Source organism: Novosphingobium sp. HII-3 (assembly GCF_002916655.1).
Lineage (GTDB): Bacteria > Pseudomonadota > Alphaproteobacteria > Sphingomonadales > Sphingomonadaceae > Novosphingobium > Novosphingobium panipatense.
This window is the reverse complement of record NZ_PPSM01000025.1, coordinates 255831-282252: the sequence shown is the minus strand read 5'-3', so window position 1 is coordinate 282252 and position 26422 is coordinate 255831. Positions and strand designations below refer to the sequence as shown.

28 protein-coding genes and 1 tRNA gene are annotated in these 26422 nt (G+C 65.3%); 17 read left to right on the top strand and 12 right to left on the bottom strand.

The features are described 5' to 3' along the window. The first annotated feature begins 18 nt into the window (after nt 1-18). The 4 genes from mnmG to C2R25_RS11010 are packed head-to-tail and all read left to right on the top strand — an operon-like array spanning nt 19 to nt 4254. On the top strand, nt 19-1878 hold the full coding sequence (gene mnmG / locus C2R25_RS11025) for a tRNA uridine-5-carboxymethylaminomethyl(34) synthesis enzyme MnmG (protein ID WP_103729223.1): 1860 nt from the start codon (nt 19-21) through the stop codon (nt 1876-1878). Further along, entirely contained in the window at nt 1875-2516 is a 642-nt protein-coding gene (gene rsmG / locus C2R25_RS11020) for a 16S rRNA (guanine(527)-N(7))-methyltransferase RsmG (protein WP_199183813.1), read from the top strand. Before mnmG ends, rsmG begins: the two co-directional genes overlap by 4 nt. Further along, nucleotides 2513-3289, top strand: coding sequence for a ParA family protein (locus C2R25_RS11015; protein ID WP_103729222.1), 777 nt, complete (start codon nt 2513-2515; stop codon nt 3287-3289). The genes rsmG and C2R25_RS11015 overlap by 4 nt, the downstream gene beginning before the upstream one ends. Beyond that, nucleotides 3286-4254 carry a ParB/RepB/Spo0J family partition protein gene (locus C2R25_RS11010; RefSeq protein ID WP_103729221.1) on the top strand — a complete coding sequence of 323 codons (969 nt, stop codon included), beginning with the start codon at nt 3286-3288 and terminating at the stop codon, nt 4252-4254. The genes C2R25_RS11015 and C2R25_RS11010 overlap by 4 nt, the downstream gene beginning before the upstream one ends. A gap of 36 nt (nt 4255-4290) precedes the next feature. Here C2R25_RS11010 and C2R25_RS11005 read toward each other — a convergent pair whose 3' ends face one another. Beyond that, nucleotides 4291-4773 carry a GAF domain-containing protein gene (locus tag C2R25_RS11005; RefSeq protein ID WP_103729220.1) on the bottom strand — a complete coding sequence of 161 codons (483 nt, stop codon included), beginning with the start codon at nt 4771-4773 and terminating at the stop codon, nt 4291-4293. A gap of 60 nt (nt 4774-4833) precedes the next feature. On the opposite strand from C2R25_RS11005, the gene C2R25_RS11000 reads away from it, so the two are divergent. Continuing rightward, a complete protein-coding gene (locus tag C2R25_RS11000) occupies nt 4834-6318 on the top strand; it encodes a sorbosone dehydrogenase family protein (RefSeq protein ID WP_103729219.1) in 1485 nt (494 codons plus the stop codon). A 48-nt stretch (nt 6319-6366) separates the two neighbouring features. Here the strand turns inward: C2R25_RS11000 and C2R25_RS10995 are convergent, their stop codons facing one another. Then, complete coding sequence (locus C2R25_RS10995; protein WP_103729218.1) at nt 6367-7218, bottom strand: DUF815 domain-containing protein; 852 nt, start codon at nt 7216-7218, stop codon at nt 6367-6369. A gap of 45 nt (nt 7219-7263) precedes the next feature. On the opposite strand from C2R25_RS10995, the gene C2R25_RS10990 reads away from it, so the two are divergent. After that, on the top strand, nt 7264-8211 hold the full coding sequence (locus C2R25_RS10990; protein WP_103729217.1) for an L-threonylcarbamoyladenylate synthase: 948 nt from the start codon (nt 7264-7266) through the stop codon (nt 8209-8211). Nucleotides 8212-8275: 64 nt separating this feature from the next. Here the strand turns inward: C2R25_RS10990 and C2R25_RS10985 are convergent, their stop codons facing one another. From C2R25_RS10985 to C2R25_RS10975, 3 genes are read right to left on the bottom strand one after another with little or no spacing between them, the layout of a single operon-like run. Continuing rightward, on the bottom strand, nt 8276-8986 hold the full coding sequence (locus C2R25_RS10985; protein WP_103729216.1) for a GIN domain-containing protein: 711 nt from the start codon (nt 8984-8986) through the stop codon (nt 8276-8278). Nucleotides 8987-9013: 27 nt separating this feature from the next. Beyond that, the gene (locus tag C2R25_RS10980) at nt 9014-9580 is read right to left on the bottom strand and encodes a DUF1700 domain-containing protein (protein ID WP_103729215.1); all 567 of its coding nucleotides are present in this window, start codon (nt 9578-9580) and stop codon (nt 9014-9016) included. Continuing rightward, entirely contained in the window at nt 9570-9950 is a 381-nt protein-coding gene (locus C2R25_RS10975; protein ID WP_103729214.1) for a PadR family transcriptional regulator, read from the bottom strand. Before C2R25_RS10975 ends, C2R25_RS10980 begins: the two co-directional genes overlap by 11 nt. A 151-nt stretch (nt 9951-10101) precedes the next feature. Between C2R25_RS10975 and C2R25_RS10970 the strand changes: the two genes are divergently transcribed. Next, nucleotides 10102-10335 carry a ribbon-helix-helix domain-containing protein gene (locus C2R25_RS10970; RefSeq protein WP_103729213.1) on the top strand — a complete coding sequence of 78 codons (234 nt, stop codon included), beginning with the start codon at nt 10102-10104 and terminating at the stop codon, nt 10333-10335. 3 nt (nt 10336-10338) lie between these two features. Here C2R25_RS10970 and C2R25_RS10965 read toward each other — a convergent pair whose 3' ends face one another. The 3 genes from C2R25_RS10965 to murA all read right to left on the bottom strand — a co-directional run bounded on the left by C2R25_RS10965 (nt 10339) and on the right by murA (nt 12588). Next, nucleotides 10339-10836, bottom strand: a complete 498-nt coding sequence (locus C2R25_RS10965; protein WP_103729212.1) for a phosphoesterase — start codon at nt 10834-10836, stop codon at nt 10339-10341. Between the two features lie 181 nt (nt 10837-11017). Beyond that, nucleotides 11018-11224, bottom strand: coding sequence for a hypothetical protein (locus C2R25_RS10960; RefSeq protein ID WP_103729211.1), 207 nt, complete (start codon nt 11222-11224; stop codon nt 11018-11020). Nucleotides 11225-11304: 80 nt separating this feature from the next. Continuing rightward, nucleotides 11305-12588, bottom strand: a complete 1284-nt coding sequence (gene murA, locus C2R25_RS10955; protein WP_103729210.1) for a UDP-N-acetylglucosamine 1-carboxyvinyltransferase — start codon at nt 12586-12588, stop codon at nt 11305-11307. Nucleotides 12589-12753: 165 nt separating this feature from the next. Here murA and galU point away from each other — a divergent pair, with 165 nt between their 5' ends. Further along, on the top strand, nt 12754-13635 hold the full coding sequence (gene galU, locus C2R25_RS10950; RefSeq protein ID WP_103729209.1) for a UTP--glucose-1-phosphate uridylyltransferase GalU: 882 nt from the start codon (nt 12754-12756) through the stop codon (nt 13633-13635). Nucleotides 13636-13696: 61 nt separating this feature from the next. Here galU and C2R25_RS10945 read toward each other — a convergent pair whose 3' ends face one another. The 4 genes from C2R25_RS10945 to C2R25_RS10930 all read right to left on the bottom strand — a co-directional run bounded on the left by C2R25_RS10945 (nt 13697) and on the right by C2R25_RS10930 (nt 18490). Further along, nucleotides 13697-14311 (bottom strand): lytic transglycosylase domain-containing protein, encoded by a 615-nt coding sequence (locus tag C2R25_RS10945; protein ID WP_103729208.1) that lies wholly within the window; start codon nt 14309-14311, stop codon nt 13697-13699. Between the two features lie 19 nt (nt 14312-14330). Continuing rightward, a complete protein-coding gene (locus C2R25_RS10940) occupies nt 14331-15443 on the bottom strand; it encodes a phytase (RefSeq protein ID WP_233203917.1) in 1113 nt (370 codons plus the stop codon). Then, nucleotides 15443-18247 carry a TonB-dependent receptor gene (locus C2R25_RS10935; protein ID WP_103729207.1) on the bottom strand — a complete coding sequence of 935 codons (2805 nt, stop codon included), beginning with the start codon at nt 18245-18247 and terminating at the stop codon, nt 15443-15445. The genes C2R25_RS10940 and C2R25_RS10935 overlap by 1 nt, the downstream gene beginning before the upstream one ends. A 168-nt stretch (nt 18248-18415) precedes the next feature. Continuing rightward, a tRNA-Thr gene (locus C2R25_RS10930) sits at nt 18416-18490 on the bottom strand. Nucleotides 18491-18600: 110 nt separating this feature from the next. Here C2R25_RS10930 and C2R25_RS10925 point away from each other — a divergent pair. The 9 genes from C2R25_RS10925 to C2R25_RS10885 all read left to right on the top strand — a co-directional run bounded on the left by C2R25_RS10925 (nt 18601) and on the right by C2R25_RS10885 (nt 26416). Further along, entirely contained in the window at nt 18601-18780 is a 180-nt protein-coding gene (locus tag C2R25_RS10925; RefSeq protein WP_103729206.1) for a hypothetical protein, read from the top strand. Nucleotides 18781-18825: 45 nt separating this feature from the next. Continuing rightward, a complete protein-coding gene (gpmA, locus tag C2R25_RS10920) occupies nt 18826-19512 on the top strand; it encodes a 2,3-diphosphoglycerate-dependent phosphoglycerate mutase (protein WP_103729205.1) in 687 nt (228 codons plus the stop codon). A 2-nt stretch (nt 19513-19514) separates the two neighbouring features. Next, on the top strand, nt 19515-20006 hold the full coding sequence (gene purE / locus C2R25_RS10915; RefSeq protein WP_103729204.1) for a 5-(carboxyamino)imidazole ribonucleotide mutase: 492 nt from the start codon (nt 19515-19517) through the stop codon (nt 20004-20006). Between the two features lie 103 nt (nt 20007-20109). After that, entirely contained in the window at nt 20110-21168 is a 1059-nt protein-coding gene (locus tag C2R25_RS10910; RefSeq protein WP_103729203.1) for a 5-(carboxyamino)imidazole ribonucleotide synthase, read from the top strand. After that, complete coding sequence (locus C2R25_RS10905) at nt 21168-21653, top strand: dihydrofolate reductase (RefSeq protein ID WP_103729202.1); 486 nt, start codon at nt 21168-21170, stop codon at nt 21651-21653. Before C2R25_RS10910 ends, C2R25_RS10905 begins: the two co-directional genes overlap by 1 nt. An 11-nt stretch (nt 21654-21664) precedes the next feature. Beyond that, nucleotides 21665-22594 carry a bifunctional riboflavin kinase/FAD synthetase gene (locus tag C2R25_RS10900; RefSeq protein ID WP_199183812.1) on the top strand — a complete coding sequence of 310 codons (930 nt, stop codon included), beginning with the start codon at nt 21665-21667 and terminating at the stop codon, nt 22592-22594. Between the two features lie 53 nt (nt 22595-22647). Then, entirely contained in the window at nt 22648-25464 is a 2817-nt protein-coding gene (gene ileS / locus C2R25_RS10895; RefSeq protein WP_103729201.1) for an isoleucine--tRNA ligase, read from the top strand. Continuing rightward, nucleotides 25461-25976 carry a signal peptidase II gene (gene lspA / locus C2R25_RS10890; RefSeq protein ID WP_103729200.1) on the top strand — a complete coding sequence of 172 codons (516 nt, stop codon included), beginning with the start codon at nt 25461-25463 and terminating at the stop codon, nt 25974-25976. Before ileS ends, lspA begins: the two co-directional genes overlap by 4 nt. Before the next feature lie 23 nt (nt 25977-25999). Continuing rightward, entirely contained in the window at nt 26000-26416 is a 417-nt protein-coding gene (locus tag C2R25_RS10885) for a DUF3035 domain-containing protein (RefSeq protein WP_103729199.1), read from the top strand. The last annotated feature ends 6 nt before the right edge of the window (nt 26417-26422 follow it).

Here is a 26422-nt window from a genome sequence, read left to right as displayed (position 1 = left end):
AAACGATAAGGCGCCTCCATGCAATCCTTCGATGTGATCGTGATCGGCGGCGGCCATGCCGGCTGCGAAGCCGCGGCAGTGGCCGCGCGCATGGGTGTGCGGGTGGCTCTGGTCAGCTTCGACCTGCAAGCCGTTGGGGCCATGAGCTGCAACCCGGCGATAGGTGGGCTTGGCAAGGGGCACCTCGTGCGGGAGGTGGACGCCTTCGATGGCCTCATCGCACGCGCCGCCGACGCGGCGGCGATCCATTATCGCATGCTCAACCGTTCGAAGGGCAGCGCCGTTCAGGGGCCACGGGTGCAGGCGGACCGGGCACTCTTCAAGGCGGCCATTCACCGGCTGCTGAAAGAGCAGGGGGATCTCACCCTCGTCGCGGGGGAGGCGGCTGCGCTGATCCTGGAGGGCGGTCGTGCAAGGGGTGTCGAGCTTGCCGACGGTTCGCGCCTGACGGCGGCAGCCACTGTGCTTTGTACCGGCACTTTCCTGGGCGGCACTCTTTTCCGGGGCGAGGAACGCCTCGTCGGTGGCCGGATTGGAGAGGCTTCGGCGGTGCGCCTGGCGGCTCAGATGCGCGAAGCCGCGCTGCCCATGGCGCGGCTGAAGACGGGGACGCCTCCACGGCTCGACGGTCGCACCATCGACTGGGCCCGTCTGGATGAACAGCCCTCCGATGGGGAGGACTGGACGATGTCGGCCATGAAGCCCGGGCAGGGGGAAGCGCGGATGGTGCCGCAGGTGTTCTGTGCCATCACCCGCACGAACCCCCGCAGTCACGATGTGATCCGGTCGAACCTTCACCGCTCACCCCTGTTCTCGGGCGCGATCGGCGCCTCCGGGCCGCGCTACTGTCCTTCGATCGAGGACAAGATCCACCGATTCGCCGATCGCGACGGGCACCAGATATTCCTCGAGCCCGAAGGGCTGAACACGCACCTCGTCTATCCCAACGGAATCAGCACCTCGCTTCCCGCGGACGTGCAGCTGAAGATGCTGCGCACCATGGAGGGTCTGGAACAGGTCGAGATGGTGGTGCCCGGCTATGCCGTGGAATACGACCACATCGATCCGCGGGCGTTGCGCAGCAGCCTTGAACTTCGCGAGATTCCCGGCCTGTATTGTGCCGGTCAGATCAACGGCACTACCGGTTACGAGGAAGCTGCCGCGCAGGGCCTCATCGCGGGCCTCCATGCCGCGTCCGCTGTGCTCGGCCGCGCGGCTTCGGCCCTCGACCGGGCGAACAGCTACATGGCTGTCATGATCGATGACCTTACCCTGCATGGCGTCAGTGAACCCTACCGCATGCTCACCGCGCGGGCCGAGTACCGCCTTCGCCTTCGCGCCAACAACGCTTCCACGCGGCTGACACCTCTCGCCATCGAGGCCGGTGCCGTAGGCCCGGCGCGACTGGACTGGTTCCGCAAGCGGGAAACGGCACGGGAGCGTCTGTCGGAGGCTTTCGACAGGGTCGTGCCGGCGACGGAGCTGGCAGCCGCGCACCTGCCTGTCCGTTCTGATGCAGGCCGCTTGCCTGTGCGCGAGTGGCTCCGCTTCGGCGGCGTCGACATGGCTTCGCTGTCGCCATGGATCGATCCGGCCTTGCGCAACGATACCGATCTTGTGGAAGAGATGGCGGAGGACGCCGCTTATGCGCCTTACCTTGAACGGCAGGAGCGGGAGCTGCGAGAACTGCGGGCAAGCGAGTCGCTGAGGCTTGGCGATCACTTCCCCTACGATCGTATCCCGGGACTGTCGCGCGAGATGGTAGAGCGGCTGACGAAGGCGCAGCCCGCTACGTTGGCTGCCGCAGGCCGAATTCCGGGTATCACGCCGGCCGCCCTGGCGGCGCTGCTTGTTCACGCCCGCAGGGAGGCCGCGTGATTACCACCGAAGACGAAGCGCTCGCCTGGCTGCGCAATCTGCCAGAGTGTGATGGGACGGCGATGGAGCGTCTGGAGCTTCTCGTTGCGATGCTGGCGGAGGAGAATGACCGCCAGAATTTGGTGTCTGCCGCCAGCCTCGATCAGGTCTGGCTGCGCCACATTATCGACAGCGCCCAGTTGCTGCCTCATGTTCCACGTGAAACATCGGGTGTCTGGCTGGATCTTGGTACCGGCGCGGGGTTCCCCGGCCTTGTCATTGCCGCTCTGCGCCCCGGCTGCGAGGTGGTCATGGTGGAGTCGCGCAGCCGCCGGATCGAGTGGTTGAACCGCGCGAGTGAGGCGATGGGCCTCAACAAAGCACGCGTCGAAGGTCGCCGGCTGGAACTGGTGGAAACGCAGCCTGTCTCCGTGATTTCCGCGCGAGCGTTCGCACCTCTGGGAAAATTGCTCACCTTATCGGCGCGATTTTCCACAAGTGACACAGTCTTCCTGTTGCCGAAGGGCCGTTCTGCCCGTCAAGAGTTGCACGACCTTCGCACTTGGCGGCACATGTTCCACGTGGAACAATCCATCACGGATCCGCAGGCGGGTATCATTGTCGGCGAACTCGTCGGCGGGAAGGGAATGAGCAGGTGATCCGGATTGCCATTGCCAACCAGAAGGGCGGGGTCGGGAAAACGACGACAGCGATCAACGTCGCCACGGCCCTCGCCGCGACGGGGTGGAAGACGCTGCTGATCGACCTTGATCCGCAAGGTAACGCATCCACAGGTATCGGCGTCAGCGCCGGGGACCGCGAGGCGTCCTCCTATGACGTCCTGGTGGACAAGGTGCCCGTGAGCCAGTGCGTCATGCCCACCCGTATTCCCAACCTCGACCTTCTTGCTGCCACGGTGGACTTGTCGGGCGCGGAAGTCGAACTGGTGAGCGCGGACGACCGGGCCCATCGGCTCCAGCGGACGCTGACGCCGGATCTTGGTTACGATGTCTGCCTGATCGATTGCCCGCCATCGCTGGGCCTGCTGACATTGAACGCGCTGAACGCCGCCGACACGCTTCTCGTGCCTCTGCAGTGCGAATTCTTCGCCTTGGAAGGCCTCAGCCAGCTCCTGCAGACGGTGGAGCGAGTGCAGCAGCGTTTCAATCCTGATCTCGGCATCATCGGTATCGCCCTTACCATGTACGACCGCCGCAATCGTCTCACCGAACAGGTGTCGGACGACGTTCGCTCCGTACTTGGCAAGCTGGTGTTTGAAACCGTGATCCCGCGCAACGTGCGCCTCTCCGAAGCGCCGAGCCATGGAGTGCCGGCGCTCATCTACGATCATGCCTGTGCCGGCAGCCGCGCTTACATGGCGCTTGCCCGTGAGCTGATCACTCGATTGCCCGAAAAGAGGAAAGCGGCATGACCGACGATTCCATCGTGCGCTTCAGCGTACCCCAGTTGAAGGCGGCCGGACAGAAGTCCAAGGGCCTGGGCCGCGGTCTGGGCGCTCTTCTGGGCGAAACCCGTCGCGAGGAGCCGTTGGCGGCCCCCGGCGACGGTAAGGTGGCCGTGTCGCCTTCGCGCAGCGGCGGCCTTGCGGTTCTGTCCATTGCCGACGTCAAGCCCGACCCGAATCAGCCACGCCGGTACTTCGAGGAATCCGCGCTTGAGGAACTCGCGGCGTCGATCGCTCAGCGCGGTGTCATTCAGCCGATCATCGTCCGGCCGCTGGACAATGGTCGCTATCAGCTGGTCGCCGGTGAACGCCGCTGGCGTGCGGCGCAGAAGGCGCAGCTTCACGAGATTCCCGCGCTTGTGCGCGATCTCTCCGACCGCGAGGTCATGGCCCTTGCCCTGATCGAAAACCTTCAGCGCGAAGATCTGAACCCGATCGAGGAGGCCCGTGCCTACAACCGGCTGGCCGAACTGGAAGGCATGACGCAGGCCGAGATCGCCCGCATGGTCGACAAGAGCCGGAGCCATGTCGCCAACTTCCAGCGTTTGCTGGCGCTGCCCGACGGGGTGATCGGCCTTGTGGAAAAGGGCGATTTGTCCATGGGGCATGCCCGTGCGCTGATCGGCTGCGATGAAGCGGAGGACATAGCGCAGGCGGCTGTCTCCAGGTCGATGTCGGTGCGCGACGTCGAAAAGCTGGTTCGCAAGAAGCAGCGGGGAGACGCGGCGCCGCGTCGTTCAGCGCGCACTGCTCGCAGCGCCTCGCAGGACGCGGATATCGTGGCCGTCCAGAATCATCTGGAGGAATTCCTCGGTCTGCCGGTGAAGATTTCCGCAGATGCCGATCCGTCGACGGGAACCGTGACGATCCGCTACGCGACGCTCGATCAGCTTGATCTCATCTGCCAGAGGCTGACAGGCGGCGCCATCTGAGCGCCGCCGTCTGATTACAGAAGTCTTGCGCGCCGGTCAGATTGCCAGCGATGCGACCTGCGCCACGAGTTGCATGCCGGCGGCGTCTTCCTCGTCAAAGCGGCCGGGCGTGGGGCTGTCGAGATCGATGACGGCAATGACGCGCCCGTCGCGTAGCACCGGCACCACCAGTTCCGAACGGCTGTCGGCGTCACAGGCGATGTGACCGGGGAAGGCGTGAACGTCCGGCACGACCTGCGTGGCACCCAGTGATGCGGCGGTGCCGCAGACGCCGCGGCCGAAGGGAATGCGAATGCAGGCCGGCTTGCCGATGAAGGGGCCGAGCACGAGCTCGTCCTCCACCGTCCGGTAGAATCCGGCCCAGTTGAGGTCCGGCACGAACTGCCAGATTACTGCTGCAAGATTGGCCATGTTGGCGATCGGATCGGGTTCACCCTGCACAAGCGCATCGGCCGCACGGGCGAGGGCGCTGTAGAGTTCGGGCTTGGGAAGGTTCGCGTCGGCTGCAAAGTCGTACATGACCCGCACCTAGCGCAACTCGCTGTTGTCCACCAGCCGGTGCAGGCGTATCCATCCTTCATGAACCCGATCGTCAAGAAGTCCGCCATCGCCTCTGCCGTTGTTGTCCTGGCCGCCGCCGGGTTCGTGTATTGGGGGCTCCATTCCAACACATCCAATCTTCCGAGTGACGCCACGGCAGGCAAAAACCCGCAACTGGTCGAACCCGATCCGCAGTGGATACCCAGCATCAAACTGGCAAAGCCGGTCGGCTGGGCTGCGGGAGAGGCTCCCAAGGCGGCCGAGGGACTGACGGTTTCCCGGTTTGCCGAAGCTCTCGATCATCCCCGCACGATGCTGACGCTGCCGAACGGCGACGTTCTGGTGGCCGAAACGAACGCGCCTGCCGCGAACAGGCCCGGCGGGCTGACCGGGGTCGTGATGGGCCTCATGTTCAACCGGGTTGGCGCCGGGGAACCGTCGCCGGACCGCATCACGCTGCTGCGGGATGCCGATGGCGACGGCAGGGCCGAGATGAAGACAACCTTGCGTTCTGCGGACATGCGTTCGCCGTCGGGCATGGCCTATCGGGACGGGAAGCTCTACATCGCGAACCACGATCGCGTGCTGGAGTTTGCCTTCACACCGGGGCAGACCAGCCTTGAAGGCAAGCCGCTGCGGACCATGATGGATCTGCCTGCCGGCGGCAACCACTGGATGCGCAACCTGCTCCTGAGCGAGGACGGCAAGCACCTCTACGTCGCCGTGGGATCGGGCAGCAACATCGCCGAGAACGGCATGGAGGCGGAAACCGGCCGCGCCATGATCTGGGAAATCGATGTGGCGACGGCGCGCCGCCGGCAGTTTGCCGTGGGCATGCGTAACCCGAACGGTATGGGCTGGAATCCGTCCACCGGCGAAATGTGGGCGGTGGTGCAGGAGCGGGACATGCTCGGACCTGATCTCGTTCCCGATTACCTCACGAATGTGCCCGTGGGCGCACAGTACGGTTGGCCGTGGGTCTACTGGAAGGACACCTTCGACCAGCGGGTGGAATGGCCGATGCAGACTTACATGATCGAGTACACGCGCAAGCCCGAGTACGCGATGGGGGCCCACACGGCGGTGCTCGGCATGACATTCGCCAATGGCAACCGGATGGGGCGCGGCTATGAAAACGGCGTGTTCGTCGCCCGCCATGGATCCTGGAACCGGCGGCCTGCCGTGGGTTATGATGTGGTGTTCGTCCCCTTTGATGCCAACGGGAATCCGGGGGACGTGAAGCCGCAGCCGGTGCTGACCGGCTTCCTGCGCGACAACGGCGACGCGCGCGGCCGGCCGACGTGGCTTGCGTGGGACAAGGCGGGCGCCTTGCTCGTCAGCGACGATACGGCCGGGATCATCTGGCGCGTCATCGCACCGGGGGCCCAATCGTCCGCGACAGTGGCGCCGGTGGTCACCGAACACCTGCAGCCTCGCAAGGACATCAAGGACCCCAACTCGCCAGAGGAAGCAGCACGCCTCCTTGGTGGCTTCCGCGAGGAAGACGATCGGCTGCTGCCCTGATGCCCGGGCAAGCCCGCGCAATGGCGCGGGCTTGCTTGCGCAAAAAGCCTAAAGCGCCTTCCCCGCGCGCCCTGCCAGTTCGTTGACGTACTGCCATGCGACCCGTCCCGAACGAGCGCCCCGGCGGCGGGACCATTCCAGTGCGTCCGAAGCCTCCCAGCGCAGGTCGTATTCGACAGCGTAACCCTCGATGATGGCGAGATAGGCGTCCTGGTCGCAGTTGTGGAAGCCGATGGAAAGGCCGAACCTGTCCGCCAGCGCCAGGCGTTCGTCGACAACATCGCGCGCGTTGATCGGGTCATCCTGCTCTGTCATCGAGCGTCCTACGATGACCCGACGGTTGGAGGTGACCGCCAGACGCACGTTGCACGGGCGCGCCTCCACCCCGCCTTCGAGCCAAGAGCGCAGGACGCGGGGGCCAGCGCCGTCTCCTTCCTCGAAGCCAAGGTCGTCGATGAAGACGAGGAAGCTGCGCGGAACCCTGCCAAGAACCGCAAAGAGATCGGCCATGCCCGACAGCGCTTCCTGGGCAACCTGGACGAGGGCGATGCGGCCCGGGTGCGCAGTGTCGGCGGCCCGGACGGCCGAGCGCAGGAGCGCCGACTTGCCCATCCCGCGTGAACCCCACAGCAGCATGTCGTGCGCCGCGTGCCCCGCTGCAAGGCGCTCGACGTTGGTGACGACGCGCTCCTTCTGGCTGTCTATTCCCCGAAGCAGCGGCAGCGGCGGAGCATCGAGCCTTTCCACCGCCCGCGCGCAGGAGCCCGTCCACACATAAGCCGGGTGCGCCATCCAGTCGGGCTGCTCGGCGGCTTGCGGCGCGAGGCGCTCGAGCGCCTCGGCTATGCGAGTGAGGAGCGTGGCGGGATCACCGCCAGTGGGCGAAGCGGGCTGGGTCATTGCGGCATCCTTGGCTTTCGGTGCGGCGCGCTATAGCGAGGGGGCATGAACCACGCCAGCCGACCTGCATTATTGGATACCACCCCTGAGAAGGTCGCCGCTGCCGCTGCGCTCCTGCGGGAAGGGGGTCTCGTCGCAGTGCCGACCGAGACCGTCTATGGCCTTGCCGCAAGGGCGGACCGGGACGCATCGGTGGCGGCAATTTACCGGGCGAAAGGGCGGCCGAGCTTCAACCCGCTTATCGTTCACGTGGCGGATCTCGCTTCGGCTGACGCGCTGGCCGTGTTCGACGATCGTGCCACCGCGCTTGCCGAGGCGTTCTGGCCCGGTGCGCTGACGATGGTTTTGCCCTTGCGCGACAAAGCCGGGATCGCGTCGGCTGTTACGGCCGGGTTGCCCACGGTCGCGCTTCGGTGCCCGGCGCACCCGGTGATGCGGGCGGTGATCGCCTCGGCCGGCGTGCCTCTGGCCGCGCCATCAGCAAACCGAAGCGGCGGCGTTAGCCCCACGACGGCGGATCACGTGGTGCGATCCCTTGGTGCGAACGTCGACGCGGTGATCGATGGTGGCGCCTGTGAGGCGGGCGTTGAATCGACCATCATCGCGCTGAGGGGGAAGGGGGAGTGGCAGTTGCTACGTCCCGGTCCGATCGGGGAGACCCAGATCGCCGCCGTACTGGGTCGGGCGAGCCAGCCGGTGACCTCGGCCGGTATCGAAGCGCCGGGCCAACTCGCCAGCCACTACGCCCCCGGGAAGCCCGTACGTCTCGAAGCCGAGAAGGCGGCGGAAGACGAGTTTCACATCGGCTTCGGGACGGTTCAGGGGGAAGTGTCGCTTTCCGTCACCGGTGATATGACCGAAGCGGCGTCGCGTCTTTATGCGCTGCTTCATCAGGCAGCTGCGGCCCCAAAGCCACGGATCGCGGTCGCTCCCATTCCTGACTTCGGGATAGGAGCGGCCATCAACGACCGGTTGCGCAGGGCCGCCGCCTGATTCAGCCGAAAACGGCCCGCACCGCCTTGAGGGCACGGGCCCGTGGTGTTCCACGTGGAACGTCTCAGTACGCGTGGTCGACGCTGCCGACACCGTTGATATGGCTGCGCAGTGTCGCCGGCTTGCGCAGGAGCGTCACATTGCCCGCGCCGTTGATCTGGACATCGACGATCCCGCTGGCGCCGATGGTCACGTCACCCACACCGTCGACGCGGATGGTGGCGTCCTGACCCTGAACCTTGCCAAGGTCGATGTCACCCGCACCGGCTGAGCTGACGAAGATGTGAGGGACCTGTCCGTCAGCTTCGAGATCCATGGCGCCCCGCGCGTTGACGCGGAGTTCGTCCTGACGCAGCCCCCGCAGGTTCACCTCACCCGGAGCGTCGAGGTCGAGGCCCCCGATTTCCGGAGCGGTAATGCGAACCTTGAGACCGCGGCTCAGGCGCGCCGATCCCTTCAGGCTGAGGCGGCCATCCTGCCATACCAGCCGGTCGACCAGCTCGGACGGTCCTTCTACGCGCATCTCCGCCTTGTCACCCCGGTCGAACTCAAGGTCCACCGGCACTTCCATCGCCAGGCGGCTGCCGGATGCTAGGGCGAAGATGCGGGTCTTGCGCGCTCCGGACAGTTCGTCCTCATCGTCGGTGATGAAGGTCCAGCCGCCGTTGTCGAACCCGCGACGGATGTCATCGCCTCCGATCGCGAAAGCCAGGCTGAACGCGGCGATCGACAGGATCACGCCGCTGGCGAATACGATGAGCAGCTTCCTAAGCATTTCTACCTCCTCCTATCTTTCGTCGCGTCAGTCTTCGGAATGAATTGCCGGCTCAAGCACCCGGTAGTGCAGGCGGCCGAACCACATGAGGGCATTGACGATCCCGATCCCGAAGATCGTGAGCAGGGCCGCGACGCCGACTGCGGCGCTCATCGTACCCAGACCGAGCAGGATGGCGATCAGTGCACCGCCCGGAAAACCGGAGAAGGGTCCTGCGATGAGGATGAAGCCGCCCGCCACGAACGCGGCCAGCACACCTACGAAAAGGCCGAAAACCACGCCAAGGACCGGGAGCACGATCGGCAAGAGTATGAGGATGTCGATCGTCGCCAGCCCCATGAACGCGATGATCGCCCGCCAGGCGGAGGAGGGGGTGCGTTCGCTCTTCCAGTTGCGAAAGCCGGTCTCGAAGCGGAGTTCGCGGGCCAGCCGGCTCGGGTTGCCAAGAGCTGCGGCCACTTCCTCTTCGCTGCGACCCTCGGCAAGCCCGGCTTCGAAGTGCGCCTGGTAATCGGAAACGATATCGTCGACGGCGTCCTGCGGCATACCGCTCAGGCCCGTCGTGAGGCGCTTGATGAATTCGTTACGCGTCATGGCTTGTTTCCCCTTCCTGCTCAGGCGCGGCGGGCTTGTGCCGGGTGGTGGACGTGCCTTCGATCAAAGTATCGACGGCCTGCGTGAAGCTGCGCCAGTCGGTGACCTGTTCGGCCAGCCGGTTCCGGCCCGCATCTGTAAGGCGGTAGTACTTGCGCGGAGGGCCTGAGGGCGATTCCTCAAGATAGGTCTGTACCAGACCATCGGACTGCATGCGGCGCATCAGGGGGTAGATGGTGCCTTCCCCCATGTCGACTGCGTCGGCCATCCGGCTCGCGATCTCGTAGGCGTAGCTGTCCCCCCGCGAAAGAAGCGCGAGGACACACAGGCCCAGCACCCCTTTCTTCAATTGGATTTCGATTTCGGACATCGAATCATCTCCTGTGGACACAGTCTGTATATAGACAGCTACTGGGCTAAGCAAGGTACTAAATGACACATGGTACATACCAATGGCGGGTACCTTGCGAAGTACAGACCCAAGGCTTGTCTTCATTTGAAGGCTGGGGCAAACGCCGGCGATGGCAACGCCCTATCATCCACCGGTGAAGCGATCCGTAGAGATCGCGGGGCACAAGACCTCGATCAGCCTGGAGCCTGTGTTCTGGGATTTGCTCAAGGAAGCCGCAGCGCGTGAGGGCGTGCCGTTGAACGCGCTCGTTGCGCGCATCGATGCGGAACGTCTGGAGGCGCAGAACCCGCCGGGTCTTGCGGGGGCGGTGCGGGTGTGGCTCGCTACTCGCGTCGGTGGTTGACGGTCAGGCGGCCTGTCTCAAGGCCGCGAAGACCCCACCCTGCCGAACTGCAGCAAGGCTGACCGGGGCCAATTCGCGGTGGCAGGCTGAAACGCTGAGGTAGCCGCTTGTATCGGACCTGACCGGATGACCGCCATGGAGGACCAGCTCTGAATCATCGGGATTGGCATCCAGAGGATCAGCCACGAGCGTGATGCACCCTTCCGGTGTGGCAAGGACGTGTCGCTCCGTCACACTGGCATAGCGGCCGGTATTCAGGCACTGCCACGGAAGCGGGTCGTGCCTGGCGCGGACAAGGTGCTTGATCCCGGGCAGTGTGCCCAGGTGCACTGCGTTACCGACGTTTCCAAGGATCCAGACCACATCGTCCGGTGCCACCCGCGCGCGCCAGTTCCGGCAGATGCGGCGGGCGAACTCCGCGCTGTCGTGCGAGCCGTCAGGCAGGGTCGGGCAGCGCTCATCGTCATTGAAGTGAAGGTCCGCGATGAAGTGGATCGCCATTGTCCTCGGTTCCGTTACCGGCGCAGCTTTTCGCCGGTCCGGTACTGGTTTCAACGACTTGGCCGGCCGGATCGTTCCAGCCGGGCGTAGGATGGCGCACGCAAATTCGCTTCGATCGGGCAGAGCATGAAAAAGGGCGGGGAAGTGATGCTTCCCCGCCCTTTTCAATGATGGCGTTATGTCAGTACGTCGCCGGCGGATCGCTGGCGGGGAAGCTCTCATCGATGGCTTCGTCCGTCTTGCTCCAGTTCTTGGGCGGCGTGGTCATGTGCTCGGGACCGGAATCGCGGATGCCGCCCGCATAGGCGGTATCCTGCTTCTTTTCGGTCGCGTACTTGTACAGCGCGTATCCGACCGCACCGGCGGCGGCCAACTTGATCAGGCCCATTTGAGTCTCCTCTCGGCAGTTCGTCAGGAGCAACGCGCCATGGTCCCCGAAGGTTTCGGCCGGCTGGTCGGAAGCCCTGATCAGTCGCCGCCGACCCGTTCGATCTGTGCGCCGACCAGTGCCAGCTTCTCCTCAAGCCGCTCGTATCCGCGGTCGAGATGGTAGAGGCGGTGGACCTGCGTGCGCCCTTCGGCCGCAAGGCCCGCGATGACGAGGCTCATGGAGGCGCGCAGGTCCGTTGCCATCACGTCGGCGCCGGTGAGGCCGGACACTCCATGGACGATGGCCGTGCGACCCTTGGTCTCGATGCGTGCGCCCATGCGGTTGAGTTCCGGCACGTGCATGTAGCGGTTTTCAAAGATGGTTTCCGTCAGCACGCTCGAACCATCGGCCATGCAGAGGAGGGCCATGAGCTGCGCCTGCATGTCCGTGGCGAAGCCGGGGTAAGGCGCGGTGGAGAGCGTCACGGGACGCAGCTTACCGTCAGCGGCGACGTGGATGCCATCGCCTCGCGCTTCGACGTGGACGCCGGCATCGCGCAGAGCCTGGACGGTTGCTTCCATGTCCTCGATGCGGGCGCCCTTGAGCAGGACCTCGCCGCCCGTGATCGCGGCCGCGCAGGCATAGGAGCCCGCTTCGATGCGATCGGGCATGACCATGTAGGTCGCACCGTGGAGCCGATCGACGCCGTGAATGGTGATGTCGCTGGTGCCGATACCCTCGATCTGCGCACCCATGGCGACCAGGAGGTTGCACAGGTCAACGATCTCGGGTTCGCGCGCGGCGTTGTGGAGGGTGGACTTGCCCTTGCACAGCACGGCCGCCATCAGCGCGTTCTCCGTCGCGCCGACCGAGACGACCGGGAAGGAGTACCTGCCGCCGGGGAGGCCGCCGTCCGGCGCGATCGCCTTGACGTAGCCTGCGGCCATCTCGATCGTGGCGCCCAGGGCTTCAAGGGCCTTGAGGTGGAGATCGATGGGCCGGTTCCCGATGGCGCAACCGCCCGGCAGCGAGACGGTGGCTTCACCCATGCGGGCCAGCATCGGGCCAAGCACCAGGATCGAAGCGCGCATCTTGCGGACCAGATCGTAAGGCGCGACGGAACTCGTGATCCGCGTCGCCTGCAGGGTCATGACCCGGCCGAAATCTTCAGGGCGGCTGCCCGCGATCATCGTGGAGATTCCGAACTGGTTCATCAGGTGCTGGAACCCGTCGATGTCGGCAAGGCGCGGGAGGTTACGCAGCGTCAGCGGCTCCTCGGTAAGGAGGGCGCAGGGCAAAAGCGTAAGAGCAGCGTTCTTGGCGCCGGAGACGGGAATGGTGCCGGCAAGACGCTTGCCGCCTTCGATGATGATCTTATCCATTTCCGTCCTTTAACGCCAAACGCGCCATCGGCAACGGGATGCGCGGCAAATTAGCGCCAAATCGGCACCCCTAATGGATCGGTAAGCACACTTGGGCGTTGTTGCGCTCTGTGCGTTTTGGCGCTTTAACCCCACTGCAACATGAGCGAGGCACTACCCAGCCCCATGAATGATACGAACTTTCGCAAGCCAGTTCGCAAGGCTGTCTTTCCCGTCGCGGGTCTGGGCACCCGCTTCCTTCCCGCCACCAAGGCCATTCCCAAGGAACTGCTTCCGGTGGTGGATCGCCCTCTGATCCAGTATGCGGTCGATGAAGCACGGGAAGCAGGCATCGAGGAGTTCGTCTTCGTCACCGGCCGCGGCAAGACCGCGATCGTCGAACACTTCGACACCGCGTTCGAGCTTGAGGCGACAATGACCGGCCGGGGCAAGTCGCTCGACCCCCTGCATCCCACCCGCATCCAGCCAGGCAACCTTGTGACGGTGCGCCAGCAGGTGCCGCTGGGACTTGGCCACGCGATCTGGTGTGCGCGCTCGGTCATCGGGGACGAACCCTTCGCGATCTTCCTTCCGGACGAACTCATGTACGGGTCGCCGGGCTGCATGGCGCAGATGGTGAAAGCCTACAACGAGGTGGGCGGCAACCTCATTTCGGTCCTGGAGGTGCCTGAGGCCGAAGTGTCGAGCTATGGTGTGATCGCCCCCGGCGAGGTGCGCGGAAACCTTACCGAGGTGAAGGGCCTCGTCGAGAAGCCGAAGGTCGAGGACGCCCCCTCCAACAAGATCGTCTCCGGCCGCTACATCCTCCAGCCGGAGATCATGGGCTTGCTGGAAACGCAGGGCAAAGGCGCGGGTGGCGAGATCCAGCTGACGGACGCGATGGCCAAACTCATCGGCACGCAGCCGTTCCATGCCGTTACGTTCAATGGACAGCGGTTCGACTGCGGTTCGAAGGTCGGCTTCGTAGAGGCGACCTTGGCGATCGCGCTCGACCGGGAGGACATGGGCGAGGAGATCCGCGCCATGGCAAAGCGGCTGCTGGCCTGATTTCTCGCAGGGTGAAGGAGCGGGCGTTGAAGCCCGTTCCGCAGGGCCCCTGGCGCCGTCTTCAGCGGCGGACCGGCCCTGACAGGCGCGCCATGATCGAGGCCACGTAGTTGCGCGTCTCGGTTATCGCAGGGATGCCTCCGGCCCGCACGACGCGGCTAGGACCGGCATTATAGGCTGCCAATGCCTTTTCGACGTCGCCGCCGAAGGTGTCGAGCTGGAGGCGCAGGTAACGCGCGCCGCCCTCCAGGTTCGCCGCCGGGTCGTGCGGGTTCACCCCCATCTGGGCGGCGGTGCCGGGCATGAGCTGGGCAAGGCCGCGCGCGCCTACGGGTGAAACAGCCCGCTCGTTCCAGCGGCTCTCCTGCCACACCACCGCTTCCAGCAGCGATGGGCTGAGGTCGTACTTGGCGGCGAGCCGGGCTATGTTTTCGCGCCACCGCGCAGGCCCTGCGGCATCGGCGGCGTGAGTCATGGCCGCCGGCTCGATAGTGCCGCCCTCGTCGAGCACCATGACCTCCGGCTCTCCCGAAGGCGTCGCGATCAGCGACGCAGGACCGCCCGCGATCCATTCAGCCCCACTCTCGCCGATCTGCAGGACGTCGGCGCACGCCACGCCGGGCAGGGCGGTGCTCCCCGCAAAGAGCAGCAGTGCGAGGGTGGCTCTTGGGATCATCGGACGGTCCTTCGCACCTTTACCTGAGCCCGAGCGCGGTACGGATGGCCCGCCAGGACACCAGCTTGAAGTTCTGCGCCAACGGCGCGTTGTCGCCGTCCTGCGCCACGAACAGCCCTTCGGGGAACTGCGGGCCAAAGTCGCCGAGCAGGACTTCGATGCCGTCCGTCTCGCTCGTGGCGCCCAGAGACCCGCCACTCACGCGGAAGCGTCCGGCGGACTTGCCGGTCTCTAGGTCGAACAGCGCATAGCCGTTGTCCCCCTGGCTCGAAACTACAAGCCACCCCTTCGATCCCTGCCGCGCGATGGCCAGTCCTTCCACATCGTCGACCAATCCATCGGCTTCACCGACCCGGGCCAGAGCGGAGGCCACCAGCGTGCCCTCGGCCAGCGGAACCTTCCAGATGCCGACATCTTCCTCGGCAACGTAGAGGGTGCCGGTCGCGTCATCCACGACGCAACCTTCCGACTGCGTGGCGAACTTCACCTGCCGCAGCTCTTCGGCGGCGATCCGGCCAGACCTCTCGACCAGGCGGCTCTCGCTGACCGTGCCGTCCTTCAGAACCACATAGGCCCGAGCCACTTCGCCCGTCATACGCGGCCCACCCATGCAGAAGCCGTACGCCTCGGCGGGCGCATGGCCAGCCGGCAGGAAGGCTATCGGTTCCTGTGCCGAAAGTCTGGCTGTCGCGCCATCGAGCCAGAACAGCGCGATCTTCGGCGCGGCTCGGTCGTTCCGATCGCTCGCGGCCACAAGGATACGGGTGGACCCATCCGCCATCCTCACCTCGCGCAGGTCCACGTTGTTCAGCGCGCCGGCCGGCGAAAAGTCCCGGACCCTGCCATCGAGGCCATAGACGTAGAGCCCGGCCTTCTTGTCCGTGCCGAGCACCAGGCTGGCCGCGGGATTGGCGGCATTGCGCCAGATCGCCGGGTCGTCGGCGGCATCGGCCTTGGCCGTGCCGACCGGCGCGGTCTCACCCTCTGCCGCCACGTCCACTGCGGGATAGTGGGGGCGCGGAGCACCGGCAGGGGATCCCGCCGTCGCACAGGCCGACAGCAGCAAGGCGGGCAGGAGGGCGCCAGCCATGGCGCGCCGCGAAGCGATGAAGGGCATGTCGCAGCCGCGCATCAGAAGGACACCCGCGCGCCGAATTTCACCGTCGAGCCGTACTCCTCGTACTGCAGGAGCCGCTCGGCACCGGCGAAGTTCTGGAAGGCGTAGTACTTGGCGTTGTTCACGTTCACCCAATCGGCGAAGATGCGGATGTTCTCTGTCAGCTTGTACTTGGCCGAGAGATCGAGCTGGAAGTGCTGGTTGACGATGCGATCGGTATCGGCCGCGTCGCCAACCTCATCAAGGTACTTGTCGCGGAAGGTCCCAGCAGCGCGCAGGCTGAGCGGGCCCTTCTCGTATCCCAGCACGACGTTGAACGTGTTCTTCGAAGCGTTGGGCAGATCGATGCGCCGGGCCACGCCATCGTCATCGAGGACCGTACCGCGGGCGTAAGTGTAGGTGTAGTTCAACTGGGTCAGCAGCCCGTCGAAGGGTGAGGGCAGCATCGAAAACACCTGGCTGTAGCCCAACTCGATACCGGCGATTTCGGCCTTGTCGCCGTTAACGGGAGTACGCAGTTCCGTGTAGGGGACACCGTTGAACACGCCTTCCTCGGTGGAGAACTGCGAGTAGGTGTAGTCCTTCACGGACTTGTAGAACAGGCCTGCGGTGACGGCACCGTTGTTGGCAAAGTAGTACTCGAAGCCGGTATCCAGGTTCCAGGCCTGGTACGGCTTGAGCGCGGGGTTGCCAAATTCCGCTTCACCATCCTCGTTGATCGAGTAACGGGGCGCCAGCTGCCCCAGCTTCGGGCGCACCACCGTCTTGTATCCGGCGAAGCGCGCCACGAGGTTCTGCTGCGGGCTATAGCGCACCGTCAGGCTGGGCAGCCAGTTGGTGTAGCTGCGGTCGTAGTTCACGGGGGCGACGTCGATCACCGTCTCATCGTCGGTTTCCGAGACGGCGACGAGGTTGCCGCGCATCTCGTTTTCCGTGTGCTCCATACGCACGCCGGCGATGACGCGCAGCGTCGCCGAATCCCAGCGTCCGAGCAGATAGGCGGCGGTGATGTCCTCCTTGACCCGGTAATCGCTGATCGAGCTGTCGATCAGGCTGTCTTCGGGGTTGAGTTCGAAGCCATCCTCGTTGGCGCGATAAAAGTCAGCAGGGCCGTGCTTGCTGACCACCGGCCCCATGTCCAGCAGGCGGTAGGTCTGCCGGCCCAGCATGTCGGCCAGCGTGAGGTCACCGTCGTAACCGTCGAAGCGGGACATGTTGAAGTCGTACGACTTGGTCCGCCACCTTGCCTTCGCGCCGCCCTGCACGGTGAAGTCACCGTTGTCGCCCGCGAACGTGCGTGCAAGGTCCGCCTTGACCGCCCATTCCTCATCCTGGCTGTCGGATAGGGTGGTGAGTTCGAGGCGATCGAACCCGTAATTCGTGGGATCGTTCAAGACGCTGCCGCCGCTGGCGGCTGCATAGGTCGGGAAGTAGCGGCCGCTGTTGTCGATGGTGACGGCTACGCCCGAGTCGTTCTCGAACTCACCCGTGAAGCGCATCGGGTCGATTGAGAAGGTCTCCTTCTCAGTCGACTTGGCATAGCTGGCCTGCCAGTTGAACTTCCAGGTACCCGTGTCCGTGTCGCTGCCGATCGAGACCGAGCGGATGCGCTGGCGTTCGAAGCGGTCCTTGAGGTCACGCTCGACCGGCAGGTTGTCGCCATCGTCGAGGTCGGCGGTGTCGAAGGTGACCCGGTCACCGTCGCTCGCGCTGGCTTCGCCGAAATCGCCGAAATCGAACGTGGTGCGGCGGCGGTATTCGTGGTCCTCGAACTGCGCCCAGTTCCCGCGAATGTAGGCCTTGGTGCTGTCCGATACACGCCAGTCGAACGAGAGCGCGGCGTTGATGCGCGTGCGCTCCACATCGTAATCGCGGTACTCAAGCGTTTCGCCGTAGACGGCGCCGTTGTCGTCCTGCGTCCAGTCGGCCATCTCGACGTTGTCGGTTTCGAACTTGCGCTTGTAGTAGCTGACGGAGCCGGCGACGCCGAAATCCTCCCCGAGCTTCTGCGTGAAGTCGAAGGCGCCCTTCGGAGTGACCTTGCCGGAGTAGTCGTTCAAGCTTCCTTCCACGCTTGCCGAGTAGCGGTTCTTCCTGGTGTCGAACGCGCTGGTGGTCCGGATTTCCACCGAGGCGCCGATGAAGTCGCCGTCCATGTCGGGCGTGAAGCTCTTCTTCACCTCGATCGATTCGATCGTATCGGAGGAGATCACGTCGAGGGCGACGGAACGCGCCTCCGCTTCCGGGGCAGGCATCCGCACGCCGTTGATGGAGGTGCCGTTGAGATCGGGGTCAAGGCCGCGCACCGAAACGTACCGGCCTTCGCCCTGGTCGTTCAGGATGTTGAGGCCGGGGAGACGGCGCAGCGATTCCGCGACGTTCTGGTCGGGGAACTGGCCGACGGCATCGCGGGTGAGGACGGACTGCACGCCATCCGCTTCCCGCTGGCGCGAAAGCGCGCTGGAAAGGTTGGCGACCAGGCCGGTAACGAGGATGTCTCCGCCGCCGATCGCGGCAAGGTTGAAGTCCTGCGTCAGGCTTCCGCTCGCCGGAACGCTGATTGTCTCGCGGGTCACTTCCGCGCCGACGTAGCGCGCTTCCAGCGTATAGGTGCCTGCGGGCACATCGCCGAAGACGTAGCTTCCGGCGCGGTCCGTCTCTGCCTGGCGGTTGAGTTCGACAATGCGCACGCTGGCGGACTGGAGGGAGCGGGTGCCGGTGGCGTCATTGATGTGGCCGGTGACTTCGCCGGCCTGGGCGAGAGTGGCGAACGATGCGGAGGCGAGCAGCCCGGCAACGAGCTGAAGCGAACGAGTCATGGCCGAAGTATTTCCCCTGTTTGAACTTTGATGTTCTCAGGGGCGGCCCCTAGGCGCGCATCATGACGGTCACGTGATGGAGTGGTGACGCTTTGATGACGCCGGTCCACCGCAAGGCACGCGCCTGCGGCATGGGGACTGACCGGTGTACTGGCGATGTCGGGGGAATGGTGCTGCTGGGGAGGATTGAACTCCCGACCTCACCCTTACCAAGGGTGCGCTCTACCACTGAGCTACAGCAGCGCCGTATTGCCTCCGGTCCACCCGGGGCAGGGGCGCGCTATTGTCCGCAGCGGCGGCGGTTGTCAAGCGCTGCTTGCGCTTTCTTTTCACTACCGGCATTGCCAGAAGCCATGAAGAACGACTTGCCGGCGCGCGAAGGCGCGGAAAAGCTGACGCGGGAGGAGCGCCTGGCTGCCAAGCTGCGCGAGAACCTGCGGCGTCGAAAAGCGCAGGCCCGCGCCGTGGCGGGCGAAGTTTCCGTTACGGGCGGCGACTCGGGCAGGCTTCCCAAATCGCCCCCGGAAAGCTAGGGGCTGCGGCAAAGACCCATCGGTCCTGACATAGGGAGCTACGCCTTGCCTCGCCTGATCCTTCTTCGCCACGGCCAGAGCCAGTGGAATCTCGAGAACCGCTTCACCGGCTGGTGGGATGTGGATGTGACCGAAAAGGGCGAGGCTGAAGCCCGCGCAGCCGGTGCTCTCCTGAAGGAGAAGGGGCTTCTGCCCGACGTGGCGTTCACCTCGCTGCAGACCCGCGCGATCAAGACACTGCACTTCGCCCTTGAGGCGGCCGGCATCCTGTGGATCCCCGAAACGAAGGACTGGCGCCTCAACGAGCGCCATTACGGCGGCCTCACGGGCCTCGACAAGGCCGAGACGGCGGCCAAGCACGGCGACGATCAGGTGAAGATCTGGCGCCGCAGCTTCGACATCCCGCCGCCGGTCCTCGGCAGGGGCGGTGAGTTCGATCTCTCGGCCGACCCGCGCTACGCCGGTATCGATGTCCCGATGACCGAAAGCCTGAAGGACACCATCGCGCGCGTCCTTCCCTACTACGAGGGCTCCATCGTCCCCCATCTCCACGCCGGGTCGACCGTGCTGGTTGCCGCGCACGGCAATTCGCTGCGCGCGCTGGTGAAGCACCTTTCGGGCATCTCCGACGAGGAAATCACCGGGCTCGAGATCCCGACCGGCCAGCCCATCGTCTACGATCTGGCGGACGACCTCGCGGTGCTCGACCGCTACTACCTCTCGGAGCGTTGAGAATGTCCGCGTCCGCCGCGCCGCAGGTCGCCATCGTCATGGGCAGCCAGTCCGACTGGCCGACCATGAGCAAGGCCGCGGAGATGCTCGACAAGCTCGGAGTGACCTACGACGCCCGGATCGTCTCGGCGCATCGCACCCCCGAGCGGCTGGTGGAGTTCGCCAGGGGCGCGGAGAGCGAGGGCTTCAAGGTAATCGTCGCCGGGGCAGGGGGGGCCGCTCACCTGCCCGGCATGGTCGCCGCGATGACGCACCTGCCGGTGCTTGGCGTTCCGGTCCAGTCCAAGGCGCTGTCGGGGCAGGACAGCCTGCTCTCGATCGTGCAGATGCCGGCCGGCATTCCGGTGGGAACGCTGGCGATCGGCGAGGCCGGTGCGGCCAACGCCGGCCTCCTCGCGGCCGCGATCCTCGCCACGTCGGACGAGGCCCTGGCCGATCGTCTGAAAGTGCTGCGGGCGGAGCAGACCGCAGGCGTGGCTGAAAAGCCGGTATAAGTGGTTCGCCGGCCGCTTTCCGGCCGGCGCTGATTTCCGATCTCCCGGTTCGTCCTTTCCGTCACCGGCAAGGGCGAACCACAAGCAGGCAAGCTAGGCGAACATGATCCCTCCAGGCGAAACCATCGGCATCCTCGGCGGCGGCCAGCTTGGGCGCATGATTGCGATGGCCGCGGCGCAGCTTGGCTACCGCTGCCATGTCTACGCCCCCGAGCCGGACTCGATCGCTGCCGAGGTCTGCGCCCGCTTCACCTGTGCCGCCTGGGACGACGCGCAGGCGATGGCCGAGTTCGCCGCCGACTGCGCGGTCGTCACCTACGAGTTTGAAAACGTACCGGTCGAGCCTCTCAAGGCACTGGGCGCCACGCCTCTGCTGGCGCACGCACGGGCGCTTGAAACGGCGCAGGACCGGTTGAACGAAAAGCAGTTCGTCACGAAACTCGGCGGCCGGCCCGCGCCCTTCGCCCCGGTCGACAACGCGCAGGATCTCGCCGCAGCGATCGACGCGATCGGTGCACCAGGCATCCTCAAGACCCGCCGTGACGGGTATGACGGCAAGGGCCAGTGGCGGATCAGGACGCCTGAAGACGCCGCTGCGCTCGACCTGCCGCAGACTGCCTTGATCTACGAAGGTTTCGTCACCTTCTTCGCCGAATTTTCAGTGATCCTCTGCCGCGGCAGCGATGGCGAGATCCGCTTCTTCGACAGCGCCTGCAACGTGCACGAGGCGGGCATCCTCTCCCTCAGCACGGTGCCTGCACCTGCCGAGGTTCTGGAGCAGGTGCCGGCCGCGCGTGAACTTGCCGGCAAGGTTGCCGAGGCGCTGGACTATGTCGGCGTGCTGACGCTGGAGTTCTTCGCCACCGTCGAAGGGCCGGTGTTCAACGAGATGGCGCCGCGCGTCCATAATTCCGGGCACTGGACCATCGAAGGGGCGGTGACCAGCCAGTTCGAAAACCACGTGCGCGCCATCTGCGGGCTCCCTCTGGGCGGCACCAGTCTTGCGGCCAGGGGCATTGAGATGCGCAACCTCATCGGGGACGAGGCGGACGACTGGGCCGCCATCCTCGCCAACCCGGCCAACCACCTCCATCTCTATGGCAAGGGGGCTTCGCGCCCCGGCCGCAAGATGGGCCACGTCACGCGCCTGATTCTGGATTGATGGCGCAGGACATCTTCCTCATTTACGCCAGAGCGTCGAACGGGGTGATCGGCCGCGACGGTGCCTTGCCCTGGCGCCTCCCTGCGGACCTCAGGCGCTTCAAGGCGCTGACCATGGGCAAGCCGATGGTGATGGGACGCAAGACCTTCGAAAGCTTTCCCGCGCCCCTGCCGGGCCGGCGCCATATCGTGCTGACCCGCGCGGCAGGCTGGTCAGCGCCCGGGGCCGAAGTCGCTCACACGCCGCAGGAGGCGCTCGCCCTTGCGGGTGAGGGGGAGGTCGCCGTGATCGGCGGGGCGGAGATCAACGCGCTGTTCCTGACGATGGCCAGCCGGGTCGAACTCACTGAAATCGAGGATGCGTTCGAAGGGGATACCATCATGCCGGACCTGGGACCCGAATGGAAAGAGGTCGCGCGTGAGGAACACTCGGCTCGGGGCGACCATCCGGCTCATGCTTTCGTGACTCTCAAGCGCCCTTTATAGCCGCACCGCTCATGATTCGCCTCGACAACCGATTGCCTGTTCCCGATTCGCTGCGGGGTGCCATTCTGGCGCTCGGCAACTTTGACGGGTTTCACCAGGGCCATCAGGCTGTCGTGGGGGAAGCGATCCGCTGGGCGCGGGAGAGGGGGCGGCCAGCCATCGTCGCCACCTTCGATCCCCATCCCGTCCGCCACTTCAGGCCGGACGCCGAGCCCTTCCGCCTCAGCACACTCGACCAGCGGGAGGAGCTGTTCGGCGCCGCGGGTGCCGACGCGATGCTCGTGCTGCACTTCGATGCCGCCATGGCTGCCATGCCGGCCCGTGACTGGGTGGAGGCGATGCTGGTGCGCCACATGGGGGCGGTCGGCGTCGTCACCGGAGAGGATTTCACTTTCGGCCGATCCAAGGGGGGCAATCCGGAACTGCTGCGCGAAGTGGGCGCCGCTCACGGGCTGGAGGGGCGGACGGTCGGCCCGGTCAGCGATGGCGGCCTGCCGGTGTCGTCCAGTCGCATCCGTGCGGCGCTCAAGAAGGGGGATTGTCAAACGGCGGCCCGCCTCCTTACGCGGCCCTTCGCGATCCGGGGACGCGTGCAGCATGGCGATAAGCTTGGCCGAACCATCGGCTATCCCACCGCCAATCTCGATATGGGCAGTTATGTGCGCCCGCTTTACGGCATCTATGCAGTCACGGGCCGCCTGCCCGGCGGACGCATGGTGCAGGGCGCCGCCAACCTCGGTATCCGTCCGACGTTCGATCCTCCCAAGGAACTTCTCGAACCGTACTTCTTCGACTTTTCGGGCGATCTCTACGGTCAGGAGATCGAGGTGGCGTTCCACCATTTCCTCCGCCCCGAAGCCCGCTTTGACACCCTGGATGCGCTTGTCGCGCAGATGGACAGCGATTGCGCCCGGGCAAGGGAACTGCTCGCCCAGGCGTGAGCAAAATCGCCGGACTTCCAACAGTCCCGCAATTGTTATAGTGCCCGCCGATCATGACTGAACAGCGCGACTATCGTAGCACCGTCTTCCTGCCGAAGACCGATTTCCCCATGAAGGCCGGGCTCCCGCAGAAGGAGCCAGGTATTCTGGCGCGCTGGCAGGCGGAAAAGATCTACGAAAAGACGCGTGAGGCGCGCCGCGGCCGTGAGAAGTTCATCCTTCATGACGGTCCTCCCTACGCCAACGGCGACATGCACATCGGCCATGCGCTGAACCACATCCTCAAGGACATGGTGGTCCGCACCCAGACCTTGCTGGGCAAGGACGCGCCCTATGTCCCCGGCTGGGACTGCCACGGCCTGCCTATCGAGTGGAAGGTCGAGGAAGAGTACCGCAAGAAGAAGAAGAACAAGGACGAAGTCCCCGCCGAGGAATTCCGCGCCGAATGCCGCGCCTACGCCCAGAACTGGGTGAACGTGCAGCGCGAGCAGTTGAAGCGCCTCGGCATCAACGGTGACTGGGACAACCCGTACCTGACGATGGACTTCCAAGCAGAGGCCACCATCGTCGGCGAACTGCTGAAATTTGCCGAAAACGGCATGCTCTATCGCGGCGCCAAGCCGGTGATGTGGAGCCCGGTGGAAAAGACCGCGCTGGCCGAGGCGGAGGTCGAGTACGAGGACATCACCTCGACCCAGATCGACGTGGCGTTCGAGATCGTTGAGTCGCCGATCGAGGAACTGGTCGGCGCCCATGCGGTGATCTGGACGACGACGCCGTGGACGATCCCGGTGAACCAGGCTTTGGCGTATGGGCCTGAGGTGGAATATCACCATTATCGCGCCCACGACGGACGCCGCTTCATCGTCGCTGTGCCCTTGCTGGAGGCGTTTTTCGCACGCACGGGCCTGGGCCCGGTGGCCGAAAACATGATCGGCGACGCCGACTTCGCGGAATATGCGCTCGGCACCTTCAAGGGCGCGGACCTCGCCGGCACCATCACGCGCCACCCGATGCATGCGCTGGGCGGCTTCTTCGCGGAGCCGCGTCCGCTGCTGGCGGGCGATTTCGTCACCACCGACAGCGGCACCGGCCTCGTCCACATGGCGCCCGACCACGGCGAGGACGACTTCGAGCTGTGCAAGGCCAATGGCATCAACCCGAAGTTCGTGGTCGAGGCGGACGGCAAGTACCGCGAGGACTGGCTGTGGCTGGCTGGGCAGGGCTCGGTCATCAACCCCAAGTTCAACGCCCCCGACGGCCCGATCTGCTCGGATCTGCGCGAAGCGGGCGCGTTGCTGGCCGCCTCTGCGGACTACAAGCACAGCTACCCGCATTCGTGGCGGTCCAAGGCCAAGGTGATCTACCGCTGCACCCCGCAGTGGTTCGTCCCGATGGACAAGGCCATGGACTACCAGAGCAAGGGCACCTTGCGCGAAGTGGCACTCCAGGCCATCGCCGACACCCGCTTCGTCCCCGACAAGGGCCGCAACCGTATCGGCGCGATGGTCGAGGGGCGCCCTGACTGGGTGCTCTCGCGCCAGCGCGCGTGGGGCGTGCCGATCACGCTGTTCGTTGACCGCAAAACCGGCGAATACCTGGTTGATGAGGCGGTGAACGACCGCATCCGCGCCGCGATCCTTGCGCAGGGCGTCGACGGCTGGTCCGACGAGGCTGCGCAGGACCTGCTTGGCCCGGACTACGATGCCGCGAACTATGAGCGCGTTGCGGACATCCTCGACGTGTGGTTCGATTCGGGCTCGACTCACGCTTTCGTGCTCGAATCGGGCCGTTGGCCGGACCTGCTGCGTCCCGAAGGCTACCAAGGGCCTACGGCCGACCTTTATCTCGAAGGCTCCGACCAGCATCGCGGCTGGTTCCAGTCCTCGCTGCTCGAATCCTGCGCCACGCGCGGCCATGCGCCTTACAAGGCGGTCCTTACCCACGGCTTCACCATGGACGCCAAGGGCATGAAGATGTCGAAGTCGCTGGGCAACACCATCAGCCCGCTCAAGGTCATGGAGACCAACGGCGCTGACATCATCCGCCTCTGGGCGCTTTCGGTCGACTTCACCGAGGACCACCGCATCGGCGACGAGATCCTGAAGGGCGTGGCCGACCAGTACCGCAAGCTGCGCAACACCCTGCGCTACCTTCTGGGCGCGCTGGACGGGTTCAAGGAAGCCGAACGCCTGCCGGTTGAGGAGATGCCAGAACTCGAGCGCTACGTGCTCGCGCTGCTGGGCGATCTGGACAGGACGCTGCGGAGTGCCGTCGACGCCTTTGACTTCAACACCTACGTGCGATCGCTGCTGGACTTCTGCAACGAGGACCTGTCTGCGTTCTTCTTCGATATCCGCAAGGACTGCCTCTACTGCGACGCAGCCACGGATCCGAAGCGACGCGCGTACCGCACCGTTCTGGACATCCTGTTCCATGCCCTGATCCGCTACGCCGCCCCGGTGATCGTGTTCACCGCTGAGGAGACCTGGGGTTCGCGCTACCCGGACGGCGGCAGCGTCCACCTGCTGGAATGGCCCGAAGTCCCGGCGGTCGAGGCCGACGCCGCCAAGTGGGCCGAGCTTCGCGCCCTTCGCGAAAAGGTGACCGAGGCAATCGAGCCGCTGCGCCGCGAGAAGGTCATTGGCTCCAGTCTTGCCGCCGTGGTCACGGTGCCGGATACGGCGCCCGAGGGCGATCTGGCCGAGCTGTTCATCACCGGGAAAGTTACCCGCGACCATGGCTCGGGCGTGAGCGTCACGCCTTCCAACGACCACAAGTGCGGCCGCTGCTGGCGCCATCTCCCGGGAGTTGCCGAGGATGGTGATCTCTGCGCTCGCTGCGAGGACGTGGTGGAGACGACAGCGTGACGGCGTGGCCCAAACGCGGTCTCGGCCTGTTGCTGGCAGTGGTCACCTACGCTGTGGACCAGGGCATCAAGGGATGGGTGGTCGATGATCTGGATCTCGACCGGATCGGGCAGGTCTACGTGCTGCCGTTCTTCAACCTGACCTGGACGCAGAATTTCGGCGTGTCACTTGGCCTGTTCACGGCCGGATCGCCGGAGGGGCGTTGGGCGCTCGTGGCGATGACCGCCGCGATCGCCGCTTTCGTGCTGATCTGGCTGCTGCGGGAGCGCAAGCTGCCGGAAATCGGCGCCCTCGGCTTGGTGCTGGGCGGCGCTGCGGGTAACATCCACGATCGCTTCAACGTGGGCTACGTCATCGACTACGCAGACCTGCATTTCGGTGACTGGCGGCCCTTCCTGATCTTCAATCTGGCCGATGCCGCTATCACCATCGGCGTCCTGATTATCCTTGCCCGATCCCTGTTTTCGCGCGACAAGCCCGATGCAGAGGCGGAACCCGCCCCACAGGCCTGAATAAAAAACGCGAGTTGATTTTGATGCGCATGAAGAAAACCGGTGCCTTCGTTCTCGTCGCGACCGGCGCGGTCCTGCTCTCGGCCTGCGGCAGCACGGGCCTGTTCAACCGCAGCCGTCCCGACGAATTTGCCGTGCAGCGGCAGACCCCGCTGGTGGTGCCGCCCGATTTCTCACTGAGCCCCCCCAAGGAAGGGCAGCCGCGCCCCACCAACGACTCTCTCCAGCAGCAGACGCTGGACGCTCTGTTCGGCGGTCCGCAGGCGCGCAGCGAGGTGGAAAAATCGGCGCTGGATCTCGCCGGCACGGCGGCTCCGGGCATCCGCTCGACAGTCGGGGATCCGGGCACTTACACGGTCGCCAAGGGCCAGGTCACCCGCGCCATCCTCGCCGCCCCGCAGGGGGATGGCCGCGACGCGCAGACTTCGGTCGGAAGCTGAAGCTTC

What these genes read in the sequence shown, in the direction of transcription:
- mnmG (WP_103729223.1), top strand. Translation starts at nt 19, where the DNA reads ATGCAATCCTTCGATGTGATCGTGATCGGCGGCGGCCATGCCGGCTGC.
- C2R25_RS11010 (WP_103729221.1), top strand. Translation starts at nt 3,286, where the DNA reads ATGACCGACGATTCCATCGTGCGCTTCAGCGTACCCCAGTTGAAGGCG.
- C2R25_RS11005 (WP_103729220.1), bottom strand. Translation starts at nt 4,773, where the DNA reads ATGTACGACTTTGCAGCCGACGCGAACCTTCCCAAGCCCGAACTCTAC.
- C2R25_RS11000 (WP_103729219.1), top strand. Translation starts at nt 4,834, where the DNA reads ATGAACCCGATCGTCAAGAAGTCCGCCATCGCCTCTGCCGTTGTTGTC.
- C2R25_RS10995 (WP_103729218.1), bottom strand. Translation starts at nt 7,218, where the DNA reads ATGACCCAGCCCGCTTCGCCCACTGGCGGTGATCCCGCCACGCTCCTC.
- C2R25_RS10990 (WP_103729217.1), top strand. Translation starts at nt 7,264, where the DNA reads ATGAACCACGCCAGCCGACCTGCATTATTGGATACCACCCCTGAGAAG.
- C2R25_RS10985 (WP_103729216.1), bottom strand. Translation starts at nt 8,986, where the DNA reads ATGCTTAGGAAGCTGCTCATCGTATTCGCCAGCGGCGTGATCCTGTCG.
- C2R25_RS10980 (WP_103729215.1), bottom strand. Translation starts at nt 9,580, where the DNA reads ATGACGCGTAACGAATTCATCAAGCGCCTCACGACGGGCCTGAGCGGT.
- C2R25_RS10975 (WP_103729214.1), bottom strand. Translation starts at nt 9,950, where the DNA reads ATGTCCGAAATCGAAATCCAATTGAAGAAAGGGGTGCTGGGCCTGTGT.
- C2R25_RS10970 (WP_103729213.1), top strand. Translation starts at nt 10,102, where the DNA reads ATGGCAACGCCCTATCATCCACCGGTGAAGCGATCCGTAGAGATCGCG.
- C2R25_RS10965 (WP_103729212.1), bottom strand. Translation starts at nt 10,836, where the DNA reads ATGGCGATCCACTTCATCGCGGACCTTCACTTCAATGACGATGAGCGC.
- C2R25_RS10960 (WP_103729211.1), bottom strand. Translation starts at nt 11,224, where the DNA reads ATGGGCCTGATCAAGTTGGCCGCCGCCGGTGCGGTCGGATACGCGCTG.
- murA (WP_103729210.1), bottom strand. Translation starts at nt 12,588, where the DNA reads ATGGATAAGATCATCATCGAAGGCGGCAAGCGTCTTGCCGGCACCATT.
- galU (WP_103729209.1), top strand. Translation starts at nt 12,754, where the DNA reads ATGAATGATACGAACTTTCGCAAGCCAGTTCGCAAGGCTGTCTTTCCC.
- C2R25_RS10945 (WP_103729208.1), bottom strand. Translation starts at nt 14,311, where the DNA reads ATGATCCCAAGAGCCACCCTCGCACTGCTGCTCTTTGCGGGGAGCACC.
- C2R25_RS10940 (WP_233203917.1), bottom strand. Translation starts at nt 15,443, where the DNA reads ATGCGCGGCTGCGACATGCCCTTCATCGCTTCGCGGCGCGCCATGGCT.
- C2R25_RS10935 (WP_103729207.1), bottom strand. Translation starts at nt 18,247, where the DNA reads ATGACTCGTTCGCTTCAGCTCGTTGCCGGGCTGCTCGCCTCCGCATCG.
- C2R25_RS10925 (WP_103729206.1), top strand. Translation starts at nt 18,601, where the DNA reads ATGAAGAACGACTTGCCGGCGCGCGAAGGCGCGGAAAAGCTGACGCGG.
- purE (WP_103729204.1), top strand. Translation starts at nt 19,515, where the DNA reads ATGTCCGCGTCCGCCGCGCCGCAGGTCGCCATCGTCATGGGCAGCCAG.
- C2R25_RS10910 (WP_103729203.1), top strand. Translation starts at nt 20,110, where the DNA reads ATGATCCCTCCAGGCGAAACCATCGGCATCCTCGGCGGCGGCCAGCTT.
- C2R25_RS10905 (WP_103729202.1), top strand. Translation starts at nt 21,168, where the DNA reads ATGGCGCAGGACATCTTCCTCATTTACGCCAGAGCGTCGAACGGGGTG.
- C2R25_RS10900 (WP_199183812.1), top strand. Translation starts at nt 21,665, where the DNA reads ATGATTCGCCTCGACAACCGATTGCCTGTTCCCGATTCGCTGCGGGGT.
- ileS (WP_103729201.1), top strand. Translation starts at nt 22,648, where the DNA reads ATGACTGAACAGCGCGACTATCGTAGCACCGTCTTCCTGCCGAAGACC.
- C2R25_RS10885 (WP_103729199.1), top strand. Translation starts at nt 26,000, where the DNA reads ATGCGCATGAAGAAAACCGGTGCCTTCGTTCTCGTCGCGACCGGCGCG.